Raw genomic sequence first — 12,468 nt, forward strand, 5'->3', positions numbered from 1 at the left:
TTTTTCTAGATTTTATAGCAAAGAATGTTCCATAACTATTCTAAAGCGCTCCACTTAAACTTTGCCGTAGGAGTTTCTTCGGCTGTTTTTGCCGTATTCCTCTTTGCAGGCTGTGAAGAAGAAAAGCCGGCCCCAGTTGTTCGCGAAGTCCGCAGCATCAAGGGCGAAGTCGAGGTGCTGAACAGCTGTAGCATGAAAGGCGCAGCCACTAAAATGCGGACATTCTTACGCGATAACGGATTTGATGTCGTCCACATCGAAAACGAACGACTCCAGAACTACGACGAAACGGTCATCGTGCTCAGAAACCCGGAATGGGAAGGCGCACAGGCACTCGCCGCCACCTTAAAGACTAAGAACATTCTTGTTTTACTCAACAAGAACGCGACCGTCGATGCAGTCGTACACACCGGAAGAGATTTTCAACAAATAATAGAACCCGATCAGAGAGAAAAAAAATGACAGCAACAAATAACCAAGATTTTTCTGAAACCGTTAAGCTTGGTGCAGGTATCCTTTTTGAACTTCGCGCCCAGAACGTGCAGCTCATTGACCTCCGCGGCGTCAAAAACGAAGCGGATTACTTCCTCATCGCCACTTGCGAAAGTGAAGCCCAGATGCAGGCTATCTTGAATGAACTCACCAAGGAATTCAAGGCTCGCAAGCTCCACTATGTCGGCGTTGAATACAAGGAAGGCGTACGCTGGGCTATCTTCGATGCTGGTCTTGACCTGATGGTTCACCTCTTCGAAGAAGAAAAGAGAAACGAAATTTCCTTCGACCGCCTCTATGCAGACGGCAAACTCATGAACCTCGACGAACACGACTTCATCCGCGAAGACGCCAAGAAGTCTGGAGACGACAATGAACTCATTTAATGCAGAAATCGCAAAGGCACTTGCAGCAACTGGAGCTTTTGACGAAGAAGCCGCATTGAAGCTTATTTCCGTACCGCCTGATACAAGTCACGGAAACTACACCATTCCTTGCTTTTCTCTCGCAAAGACTCTGCGCAAGGCACCGAAGCTCATTGCCGAAGATTTAGCAGCCAAGGTTCAGCTCCCGGCTGGACTTTCTAAAGTTGAAGCTGTAAACGGTTACCTCAACTTCTTCATTGACCGTGGATTCCTCGCCAAGTCTACACTCAACGAAATCGCCGCCAAGGGTTTGGAATACGGCCACGCCGCATCGAATGGCAAGGTTGTCTGCATTGACTACAGCTCCCCGAACATCGGTAAGGAACTCGCCTTCCATCACTTGCGCTCCACCATGATCGGTAACTCGCTCGCCCGAATCTACAAGGCCGCCGGTTACAAGGTCGAACGCATCAACCACCTCGGTGACTGGGGAACCGCATTCGGTAAGCTCATCGTGATGTACCTCCGCGAAAAGCTCCCGACCGACGAAGCTACTTTGAACGCACTCACCGTGAAGGAACTCAACATCCTTTACGCCAGCTTCTCCAAGGCTTCCAAGGAAGAACCCGGCCTCGAAGACGAAGCACGCGCCGCATTCACAAAGCTCGAACAGGGTGACGAATTCTACCGCAAGCTGTGGACCGCTTTCCGCGCCGCAACGCTCAAGGAACTCATGCGCATTTACGACATGATGGGCGTTGGCTTTGACCACTACACCGGTGAATCTTTCTTCGAAGACAAGATTCCGGCAGTGCTCGATGAACTCCGCGAAAAGAACTTGTTGGTGAACAGCCAGGAACGCGACGTGGTGATGCTCGACGAATTTGACCTGAACCCGTGCCTTATCCGCAAGAGTGACGGTTCCACGTTGTATGCAACACGCGACCTCGCTGCCGCCATCTACCGCAAGAAAGAATACAACTTTGACAAGTGCCTTTACGTGGTGGACTTGGGACAAGCTCTCCACTTCAAGCAGGTGTTCCACGTGCTCAAGAAGATGGGCCGCGAATGGTACAAGGATATGTACCACATTCCGTTCGGCGTGATCCTCCAGATGGTCGACGGCAAGTGGGAAAAGGGCAAGACCCGTACCGGTACGGCAAGCCTCCTCCGCGACGTGATCGAAGCCGCCCAGAAAAAGATTCTTGAATTCATCGACGAAAAGAATCCAGGCCTCGAAAACAAGGAACTCATTGCACGCCAGATCGGTATCAGCGCACTTACCTTCAACGACCTCAAGAACAGCCGCTTGAAGGATGTCCGCTTTGACTGGGATGCCGTGATGAGCTTCGAAGGCGACACAGGTCCGTACGTGCAGAACGCACACGTCCGTCTTTGCAGCATTATGCGCAAGGCTGGCTACACCGTTCCGGTGGCTGACGTGGATTACGCACAGCTTACCGATGACGCCGCCTATAGCCTCATCAACATTCTCGCCAAGAAGGGCGAAAAGATTCTCGCCGCCGTCAAGGATGATGAACCGAGCGTGCTCGCGCAATACGCACTCGAAATTGCCGAAGCCGCACACAAGTTCATCCACGAAGACCGCGTGCTCGGATCTGCCGAAGAAAAGTCCAGACTCTTCCTCGTGCAATCCACACAGATTGTGCTCGAAAACGTCCTTGACTTGCTCGGCCTCTTCCCGATCCGCCAGATGTAGCTACGCAGCTTGTGAGGTATGAGCTCGTGCTTCGCACTATGGGCTCGCCTTGCAAGGCAAGGCTTTGAGCAAAAGCAAAAAACGAGAGTATTACACTCTCGTTTTTTTATTGTATTTAAAACCTCAAAGCGGAGCGACCTCAGAGGGAGCCTTGGCGACCGCCCTCATAGCCCATAGCCCTACTTAATTTCCGTTAATGCAGCGGACAGAATAGCCGTTGTTCTTTGCGGTTGCGGGGACGAGTTGGCGGACCATCTGGTCACTCATACGGCCCATAGCCCAAAGCCAAATCGTTTCGTTGCGGCCGTTCTGAGCAGACCAGAAACCAGCATATTCGCCCATGTCTTCATAGCGAATCGTAGCCTTGCCGAGAACCTTGCGATAGCCCGAGGAGAAAATGGTGAAACCATATTCGTCGGTACCGCCACCACCCTGCCAGCCAGTCGTTGCCTTCATCTTGGTAGCAAAGTTACCGCACTTGTCCACACCGTCATAGCAGCCCGTGAGGCCCTTGAGCATGTCGGACCATTCGCGGTCACGCGGCAAGTGCCAACCTTCCGGGCAAGCCTTGCGAGCGCCTTCAAGGTCGTACAAGCGACCGCTACGTGCGCAGTAAGAATCCTTGTCTTCATAGCACCAGGAGTGGCCTTCGACATTGTAGTTCACGTTCTGTGCGAACCATTCACGGCCTTCAACCTTGATGATTCGATAAACTTGTCCGTCACGCGGGTCCGTAAACGAAGTGGACTTGTCGCGGATTTCTGCACGGTGTTCCTGTTCGGCAACGCGGAATGCGGAGAGCTGTTCGCGCTTGTACTTTTGACGGCCTTCAAGTTCAGCCACCCAAGCCTTCTGGGCCTGCGGGTTTGTAAACTTTATACGCAAATCATGTACGTTGAACAAGTCGTTACCGCAAGCAAAGTCCACACCGGCGATATTGATGATGAGGTCTTCGTTGCCAAAGTGGCGCGGCTTGTCGAAATAAGAAATCCACGCTTCCATGGTATTGCGGCAATTTTCGTAGAAGTTCGGATCTTCGACCATCTTTGCAGGAACAGTCATGTTACCGGCAACAGAAAAGTCAAACTTGTCATCCAAAACGCGGAAGGAAACCGGCTGGACATTCTTGTAATGGGTGTATTCGCCAAAACGAATATTTCCGTCAATCTTGGCCGCGGCATAATCGCCCTGACCTTCGGCGTTAAAAATGGCATCCCAAGTCTTAGGAGGTGCAGCAAACACCTGCGCAACAGACAAAGCGAGCACGGAGTATATTCCCAGTCTGAACAATTTAATTCTCTCCATTTTTCGATACTTTTTATTTCTTAGTGTAATGTTAGTTATTTTTCATCTACTTGGAAATAAAATATTTGGTAACATGGCCTAAATTTTTTAATATTATAGTATGTCTATGACTCGTTATATTCTCCAGATCCTTTGCCCTGACCAAAAAGGGCTTATCGCCGGCACAACGCAAGTTCTTGCCAAAGCCGGAGCCAACATTATTGACCTCCAGCAACATACCGCCAAGGATATCGAAACGTTTTTCTTACGTGCCGTTTTCGACATTGAAGCGGATGGCATCCCCGAAGTCAAAAGACACCTTGAAACAATCGCTCCGCACCTTCAGCTGAACTGGAAACTGTTCGACACCTCCAAAACCGAACGCGTTGCCATTTTTGTTTCGAAGACGGACCACTGCCTTTACGACTTGCTCCTCAAACGCCGCGATGGCGACCTTCCCTGCGAATTCAGCTGCATCGTGGGTAACCACCCGGACTTAGGCCCGGTCGGAGGCTCCTTCGGCGTGCCGTTCTACTACGTGCCGTCCAACCCGGACAAGACGATTCCCGAGAACCGTTTCCGCGAGATCATCGAAGAAACCAAGACGGATACAATCGTCCTTGCACGCTACATGCAGATTTTGACCGCTCAGTTCACGGAAGAATTCAAGTACCGCATCATCAACATCCACCACGGGTTCCTCCCGGCATTCAAGGGCGCAAAGCCTTATCACCAAGCATGGCACAAGGGTGTGAAGATTATCGGTGCAACAGCGCATTTTGCCACTGAAGACCTCGACCAGGGTCCGATTATTTGCCAAGACATCCAGCGCGTCCCCGAAACAGCAAGCATCGATGAACTCGTCGAACTCGGCAAGGATATCGAAAAGCGCACGCTTTCGCAGGCCCTCAAGCTGTGGCTGGAACACCGCGTGTTCGTTCACGCCGGCAGAACGTTTATTCTCTAGGAGATCCAAATGTCCGAAGAAATCAAGAATGAAGTCCCCGCTCAAGAGCCGACCGCCACTGCGGACAGCGAAGTCAAGACCGAAGCTAAAGCCGAAGTCCACCAGACAAGCTTTGAATCTACTGAAGAGCTCGTCAATCCGCTGACAGGCGAAGTCATTTCGCCGGCAAAGCCCAAGGAACCGAAATCCAATTCGCCGTACAAGCAGTTCAAGCCGGAAACGTTCGTGAACCCGATGACAGGCGAAGAAGAACAGACCACGATTGGTTCCCAGGTCATCATCAAGAAGGACCGCGGACTCGCCTACTACGTCGGCTTTGCACTGCTCGTCGTAATGAGCATCGCATTCTTCTTCTTGCCGGGCATTGCCATCACGTTCGCCGTAAGCCGTCTCGTGGACCTGAACACGTCTGCAGCATGGATCTTCAGCTCCATCTTGAGCTTCGGTGTCTGGCTTATTTTCAAGCTGAAAATCAAGGGTTTCGAAAAATCCTTCCACAGCTATTTAGTACTTTGCGTGATATGCTTGGTCGCCATGTTCGCGATCCAGTTCATCACCGATTATAACGTCATCTCTGAAGTCGTAGCGCTCCTCATCGGAGCCAAAGCTTAGGAATTTGCAATGAACAATACAGATACTTTTGTACACTTTCTCGTAGAATCTGGCGCCCTCAAGTTCGGCAACTTCGTCACCAAGAGCGGTCGCGAAACTCCTTACTTTATCAATACTGGAGAGTTCCGCACGGGTGCATCCCTTTCCAAGCTCGCAGAATTCTACGCCGCAGCATTCATGGTTCACTTTGACGGCAAGGCCCAGAACCTCTATGGTCCGGCATACAAGGGCATCCCCCTTTGCGCAGCCACTGCCATGAAGCTCTCTGACGTGTACGCCCAGAACCTTACTTTTACGTACAACAGAAAAGAAGTCAAGGACCACGGTGAAGGCGGTTCCCTCGTCGGTTACAAGTATTCCGAAAAGACGAACGTCGTCATTATCGAAGACGTGATTACCGCAGGTACTTCCGTCAACGAAACGATGCAGGCTCTTTCTCAAATCGAAAACGCCAATGTCGTCGGCCTCCTCATTTCTGTGGACCGCAAGGAAAAACTCGAAAACGGCAAGTCCGCTCTCCAGACTGTTCAGGATGAATACGGCATCGAAGCCCATTCCATCGTGAACATCAACGACATCATCGCTTTCCTCGAAAACGAAGAAAACCGCAAGGCCATTAACGCTCCCGAAGGAATCCTTGAACGCGTTTACGCCTACCGTGAAAAGTGGGGCGCCGTCTAAGGTTCCCGCAATAAACGAGAGCAAATGACGTTTAAGAAATCCGTTCTTTCCATTGGATTTGCAATCTGCATGCTCACCGGGTGTGCAGATTCTTATCATTGGACAACTAGCCACCCTTCGTACCATAAGGCTCCTTATGGCGGTATTGCGGTGACGGGTATCGAGAACGCATTTGTCATCACGCGCTCCAACTGGTTTGCCAAGCGCCTCGAAATAGGCACAGACAGCATCCAGATCAAGGGAACGCTCCACTGCCGTAACACTTTCGAAACAGAAATGCGCAAGGCGTACGGGAACCTCATTGTCCTTCCCGATTCCGCCAACACCAAGTTCCCCGAAGAAAGCCTAAAGCTTGACGAACGCATATTCATCAAGGGGCATATTCCGGAACAGGGCATTACACTCAAGGATTCGGCAGGAAACGTTCCTCCCGTAGTCCTCATCCTGCACGAATTCATCATCGGCACGGACCTGAAGCGCGAAAACTTCTTTGACTACGCGCTCATCCATAACGAGAGCGGTAGCATCCGCAAGCCGGACAACGTCAGCGCCATTTTCTCGTACACGCTCTGGGATAATCTCAAGCAGCGTCCGCTTTTTAGCGCCGTTGACGAAATCCAGCAGCCCATCACGACGTACAAGCTTTCGAACTTGACAAATCTCATCCAGCTCGCCGTCCAGAAAATCCGCAAGAATCTATACGAAGGAGTCATCAAATGAAAAAACTCCTCGCGATTATAATGTTTCTTGTGGCATGGGCTAGCGCAGCCGATGTTTACTTTGATTCGCGCTTTACGCTCTGGAAAGATGCGACCATCTTGATTTGGACTCTTAATGGAGAATCCCCCATCAGCGCCAATGAATTTTGCCTTTCGCTCCGCCGTTTCAACACAGGCATCGGCGAGCCCAAATGCCGCGAACTCGGTGAATGGGAACGCGACACCATCGCCACTCGCTATGGTACTTGGCTTTCAAACAATCTTGAAAAGGGATTGCCATCCAGTTATTTGCGAGCAAGGCATCCCGGCATGGCAGCAAAGATCCAGGCACTCGAAGACAACATCGTCCTCTTCCTTGCGCCTCAGGGGAAGTTCATTCAAGTAGCCGTCTTTGACGAAACAACTCAAGAACCTAAAGCAGCGGGCATCGTAAAGGCAAACACCGACAAAGTCGCCCTCAGCGACGAAATTGCCTCTGCATTCTTCGACAAGCGCACCAAGCGCCGCCTCACTAAAGAAGAACGCCTCAAGCAGCAAACCGAACCGGATGACCTCTACAAAGAAGTCCCGAATCTGAATGTCTGGGCTGGCATTGGCATCGGTTACTCGCAGGCACACTTTCCGCTCACTCCAGACAACTGGACCAGCAGCCACACCAGAAGCCGCGTCAAGAACTACCGCGCCACCAAGGATTCCGTAAGTCTTTGGAACTTTATCGATGATGCCGACCCGTTTCTCTCCCTTTATGCCGGTATCACATGGCATGGATTTATCGGTGTGGAATTTATGTACCGCTATTCAAATCGCGACATGAAGACTGACAACTCGGATACGGTCTACCGTGAACTTGACCATTGGGATTTTGGACAACATGATATTGGCCTCAATGTACTCCTGTCCATGACATACCCAATCACACCATGGCTAGACATTACACCGCTATTTTTCCTCGGGTTCCAATACACATTCTACGTTGAAAATATTGAGCTTAAAAGCGATGTCAAAAAGCCCTCAAGATCTTACCAGTACCGCATCAAATTTGAAGATGTCTACAAGGGCGCATTACTTGGCATTGGAGGACAGTTCGTATTCAAGAAGCATTACGGTCTTGATTTACGAGCCGGAATTTCAAGCCGCGGCAGGGACATTTACGAAGCCCCCTCGCCCGATGCAGGCGCCGCCCCCACAACCATCGGAAAATCGACCATTGATTGCTTCGTAAGCCTCGGGTTTGAATACCACTGGACGCTATAACCCCCTGCTTTTTCACACCTCTCGTCTCTCGTCTCTCGTCTATTTTCTAAATTTGCGCCCCTTGGGCGCATTTAGCTCGGCTCGACCATGTCAAAACAACAAGTTGTTTTGCCGCGGCGCTCGCCTTTTGCTAAATTTGCGCTCACTATGAGTGACGAAATTAAAGAAGAAACGAAAGAAAGAGTAAATCCGTTTTTAACGCCTGTCAAAATTATCGAGCCCAAGAACAAGCTCCCCGATTATACGTTTGATATGCTTCCCGAAGAACAGAAGGCTATTCTCCGGGAACACGGCTGGACCGAACTGATGCCTGTCCAGCGCAAATCCATCCCTTACATGCTTGCCGCCCGCGATATGCTCGTGCAATCGAAGACGGGTTCGGGCAAGACGGGCGCATACGCCCTCCCGCTTTTGCAGGTCATTGTCCGTGACCATCCGTATCCGCAGGCACTTATCCTCGTGCCGACGCGAGAACTCTGCATCCAGGTGCAAGAAGAATTTGAAAAGCTCTCAAAGGGTACGGGCATCAAGTCTGTCGCCATCTTTGGTGGCGTAAGCTACGAACCGCAAATCAAGGCGCTCCGTTCCGGCGTACATGTCATTGTCGCTACTCCGGGCCGCCTTATGGACCATATCCAGCGCGGTAACGTAGACTTGCTTTCCATTCGCGACCTCGTCCTTGACGAAGCCGACGAAATGCTCTCAATGGGTTTCTACCCCGACATGCAGAAGATCCGCAAGTACTTGCCGAAGGCCATCTCCTGCACAATGTACAGCGCCACGATTCCGCAGACAGTTAAGAGCCTTGCCCGCGAATTCCAGCGCCCGGGTGCCGATTTCCTTTCGCTCAGCTACGACAAGGTCATCGCAAACAACCTCGAACACCGCTACTACACTTGCGACGTGATGGAAAAGGATTCCATGACCATCAAGGTTCTGGAATACTACAATCCTGAAAGTTGCATGATTTTCTGCAACTACAAGCGCGACGTGAGCTACCTCGAACAGGTGCTTTCCGGTTACGGTTTTGAAGTTGGCGCATTGAGTGGCGATGTGGCTCAGAGCCTCCGCGAAAAGACGCTCAACGCCTTCCGCGACAAGAAGCTCAAGATTCTCATCTGCACAGACGTTGCCGCCCGCGGTATCGACGTGGACCACGTGACGCACGTGATTGTCTATGACCACCCCGCCGACCACGAAGTCTATGTACACCGCAGCGGACGTACCGCTCGTGCAGGCCGCAGCGGTCTCTGCATATCGCTCATCACACCAGTCGAAGAAATCGATCTCCGCCAGACGGCAGTGGACTTCGGCATCAACTTCATCAAGATGGATCCGCTAACAAACGAAGAAATTGCGAAGAAGGTGAGTGAACGTACCAAGGTCCGCCTCGAAGAAGTCCGCAAGCACTTCGGCGGTCAAAAAGCAACTGAACGCATCAGCCGCATGCTCCCGCTCGTAAAAGAACTTGCGAACGGCACCACCGACGACCAGATGCTACTTGCCTACCTGTTAGATAAATTTGCATGGAGGAAGTGATTTAGACGAAAGAACGCCTGCTGCGGCAGGCTATAGACGAAAGACGAGAGATATAATTTGGCGGCGCAGCCGCGATTATAAAACTTCCTACCGCCTACTTCCTACTTCTAACTTTTAAACCTCAAAGCGAGCAACGCGAGCGACCTCAGACCCCAAAGCGCGAAGCGCGAGCTCAAAACCTCACAATGGCAAAAATCAAAGTAAAATCCGCAAAAGAAATCGAACTGATCCGCGATGCCGGCGCTCTCGCAGCCGAAACGCTGATCCGCGCGGGAGAAATGTGCAAGCCCGGCGTCTCCACGCTCGAAATCGATGAATTCATCGGCGACTACACTCGCCAGCACAAGGGCATCTCCGCCTGCATGGGCTATCACGGTTATCCGCGCTACGCCTGCATCAGCATCAACGAAGTTGTCTGCCACGGCATTCCGAACGCAAACACCATCCTCAAGGATGGCGACATCGTGAACATCGATATCACCACAATCCTCTCCGGCTACCACGGCGATACCTCCGCCATGTTCTGCGTTGGTAAGGTCTCTGACATCGCACGCGAGCTCGTCGATACCGCCAAGTTCTGCATGGAAGAAGGCATCCGCGCTGCAGGTGAAAGAGGCGCCCATTGGAACGACATCGGCTGCGCCATTCAGGACATCGCCGACGAACACGGCTTTAGCGTTGTCGAAGACTACTGCGGTCACGGCATCGGCCGTGGATTCCACGAAGAACCGACCGTCTACCACTTCCGTAACTACGAACGTTGCCCGTTCATCGAAGTCGGTAACGTGTTCACCGTTGAACCGATGCTCAACGTCGGTCGCCCGGGAACAAAGACGCTCTCTGACGGCTGGACGGCAGTCACCCGCGACGGTTCTCTCAGCGCCCAGTGGGAACACACCGTCGTGAAGACCAAGGATGGCATCGACATCCTGACGCTTCCTAGATAGACGAAAGAACGGGCTTCGCCCTACAGACTAAAGACGAAAGAAATGTAAAACGCCTCGAGCCATTCAACGCACGAGGCGTTTTACGTACAACATCTTTTGATGTAATGCTTTACAATAGTATTTTACTCTCCCCTATTTCCAAAATTTCAAAAAAGAATAATTTTGTTGACATGAAAACAACAAAACTTTCCGCATTCCCTCTCTCCTTGCTGTTCAGCGCAACATTGGCCACTGCAGCTGATTTCACAGGCAATTTCTTTGACGCTGATGGCGCTTACTACGGCCCGGACTGCGATAAAGAAAAAAACTATTCCGGCGCTTACTACACCGGTAATTACGAAAGCCCGTTCAAGACAATCTTGGGCAAGACCGATGAAGAAATCCAGGAAAAAATGGATCAGTTGTGGAATCACTATTTTAAGGGTGACAACAATTCCAAGGTCTATTACGACAAGGGTTCCGAAGCTTACATTCTCGACGTGAACAACAGAGACGTTCGTTCTGAAGGCATGTCTTACGGTATGATGATTGCTGTGCAGACCGGCCACAAAGAAGAATTCGACAAGCTCTGGAACTGGGCCAAGAACCACATGTGGCACAAGGGCGGTGGCTGGGATGGCTACTTCGCTTGGCAGCGCAACGAAAGCGGCTCCGGTGGTGACGACAACTGCGCACCGGACGGCGAAATGTACTTTATGATGTCACTCCTCTTTGCAGCGAACCGCTGGAATGACAGCAAGTACATGGACGATGCCCAGTACATCTTGAAGAAGATGTGGGACAACGGCCAGCACAGCCTTTTCAACCCGCAACATTACGTCATCACATTCCAGCCGCAGGGCAACGAAAACAACTTCTCCGACCCGTCTTACGACTTGCCGGCTTACGTTGATCTTTTCGCTCGCTGGTCCACCTCCAATCAGGATAAGTGGAGCAAGGCTGCAAAGGCAACGCGCGATCACTTGTACAAATCCTCCAACACAAAGTCCGGCTTGTTCTCGGATTACAACAACTTTGACGGTACTCCGCACGGCGTAAGCTATAACGGCAATGCTGAAAAGTACATGTACGACGCAATGCGCTGCGCAATGAACTTCGGTATGGACTATTACCTCTTCGGTGCTGATTCTGCTCGCCAAGAAGAAATGGCCCGCCGCATCATTGACTTCTTCGAAAAGGACAACTACAAGCATGCCCGTTTCAACTGGGACGGTTCCAATCCGCAGGAACAGTACACGCTTGGCGAAACTGGCGCAAACGCCGTGGCAGCAATGGCCTTGATCAACGATTCGAAGTATAATGACGCCGTCAAGAAGAATCTCAAGATGGCTTGGGATGCAAACCTCATGACCGGTCAGTACCGCTACTACGATGGCCTCGTTCACTACCTCGCTATGCTCCACTTGAGCGGAACGTTCAAGATTTGGAAGCCGAAGCCAGAAGTTACGGAAAAGCAAGTCACCGCCAACGAACATAATGGTGTCAAGATTGAAAGCGACACAACTTTCTACTCCTTCGAATCTTGCAAGCTCTACAAGGTGAACGCCAAGCCGGAAACGAACGCCATTTCTGCGAAGGTCAAGTTGAACAACGCCGTGAGAGTCTGGTCCACCAACAGCGCCATCGTCATTGAAAACGCTGCCGTCGGTACCAAGTTCGCCGTGACGGACGTGAATGGCCGCGTTCTCGCAAGCTCCAAGACTAGCTCCGCCATGCAGGAAGTCCGCATCAACAGCAGAGGCAACTTCCTCGTCATTGTTGGCAACAAGACTTACAAGGTCGTGAAGTAAAAGATTTGCGATTTCGCAGGACTTTAACAGGGCGTGCAGCAATGCACGCCTTTTTTTGTGCAAAAAACTTAAAATCCGACTATTTTTTGTCTTTTTCG

General features: G+C 51.2%; 12 protein-coding genes. 11 read left to right on the forward strand and 1 reads right to left on the reverse strand.

Annotated features, from left to right (window positions below; all coding sequences use genetic code 11):
• Positions 1-24: 24 nt before the first annotated feature.
• Genes FSU_RS04180 through argS form a run of 3 tightly spaced genes read left to right on the forward strand, consistent with a single transcriptional unit; the run spans position 25 to position 2,577 of the window.
• Entirely contained in the window at positions 25-462 is a 438-nt protein-coding gene (locus tag FSU_RS04180; RefSeq protein ID WP_012820302.1) for a LytR C-terminal domain-containing protein, read from the forward strand.
• The gene (gene rsfS / locus FSU_RS04185; RefSeq protein WP_012820303.1) at positions 459-878 is read left to right on the forward strand and encodes a ribosome silencing factor; all 420 of its coding nucleotides are present in this window, start codon (positions 459-461) and stop codon (positions 876-878) included. Before FSU_RS04180 ends, rsfS begins: the two co-directional genes overlap by 4 nt.
• On the forward strand, positions 865-2,577 hold the full coding sequence (gene argS, locus FSU_RS04190) for an arginine--tRNA ligase (protein ID WP_012820304.1): 1,713 nt from the start codon (positions 865-867) through the stop codon (positions 2,575-2,577). The genes rsfS and argS overlap by 14 nt, the downstream gene beginning before the upstream one ends.
• Positions 2,578-2,760: 183 nt before the next feature.
• Here argS and FSU_RS04195 read toward each other — a convergent pair whose 3' ends face one another.
• The gene (locus FSU_RS04195) at positions 2,761-3,882 is read right to left on the reverse strand and encodes a fibrobacter succinogenes major paralogous domain-containing protein (protein ID WP_012820305.1); all 1,122 of its coding nucleotides are present in this window, start codon (positions 3,880-3,882) and stop codon (positions 2,761-2,763) included.
• Between the two features lie 106 nt (positions 3,883-3,988).
• On the opposite strand from FSU_RS04195, the gene purU reads away from it, so the two are divergent.
• From purU to FSU_RS04235, 8 genes are all read left to right on the forward strand, one after another.
• Positions 3,989-4,828, forward strand: coding sequence for a formyltetrahydrofolate deformylase (gene purU / locus FSU_RS04200; protein ID WP_233138457.1), 840 nt, complete (start codon positions 3,989-3,991; stop codon positions 4,826-4,828).
• Positions 4,829-4,837: 9 nt separating this feature from the next.
• On the forward strand, positions 4,838-5,440 hold the full coding sequence (locus FSU_RS04205) for a cytochrome b family protein (RefSeq protein WP_012820307.1): 603 nt from the start codon (positions 4,838-4,840) through the stop codon (positions 5,438-5,440).
• Positions 5,441-5,449: 9 nt separating this feature from the next.
• Positions 5,450-6,121: an orotate phosphoribosyltransferase gene (gene pyrE, locus FSU_RS04210; protein ID WP_012820308.1), complete on the forward strand. Its 672-nt coding sequence runs from the start codon at positions 5,450-5,452 to the stop codon at positions 6,119-6,121.
• 24 nt (positions 6,122-6,145) lie between these two features.
• On the forward strand, positions 6,146-6,841 hold the full coding sequence (locus FSU_RS04215; RefSeq protein ID WP_012820309.1) for a hypothetical protein: 696 nt from the start codon (positions 6,146-6,148) through the stop codon (positions 6,839-6,841).
• Positions 6,838-8,094 carry a hypothetical protein gene (locus FSU_RS04220; RefSeq protein WP_012820310.1) on the forward strand — a complete coding sequence of 419 codons (1,257 nt, stop codon included), beginning with the start codon at positions 6,838-6,840 and terminating at the stop codon, positions 8,092-8,094. Before FSU_RS04215 ends, FSU_RS04220 begins: the two co-directional genes overlap by 4 nt.
• A gap of 147 nt (positions 8,095-8,241) precedes the next feature.
• Positions 8,242-9,633 (forward strand): DEAD/DEAH box helicase, encoded by a 1,392-nt coding sequence (locus FSU_RS04225; protein WP_012820311.1) that lies wholly within the window; start codon positions 8,242-8,244, stop codon positions 9,631-9,633.
• A gap of 185 nt (positions 9,634-9,818) precedes the next feature.
• The gene (gene map, locus FSU_RS04230; protein ID WP_012820312.1) at positions 9,819-10,580 is read left to right on the forward strand and encodes a type I methionyl aminopeptidase; all 762 of its coding nucleotides are present in this window, start codon (positions 9,819-9,821) and stop codon (positions 10,578-10,580) included.
• A 170-nt stretch (positions 10,581-10,750) separates the two neighbouring features.
• Entirely contained in the window at positions 10,751-12,370 is a 1,620-nt protein-coding gene (locus tag FSU_RS04235) for a family 8 glycosyl hydrolase (RefSeq protein WP_014545334.1), read from the forward strand.
• Positions 12,371-12,468 lie beyond the last annotated feature (98 nt).

The sequence above is a fragment of the Fibrobacter succinogenes subsp. succinogenes S85 genome, from assembly GCF_000146505.1.
Taxonomy (GTDB): Bacteria; Fibrobacterota; Fibrobacteria; order Fibrobacterales; family Fibrobacteraceae; genus Fibrobacter; species Fibrobacter succinogenes.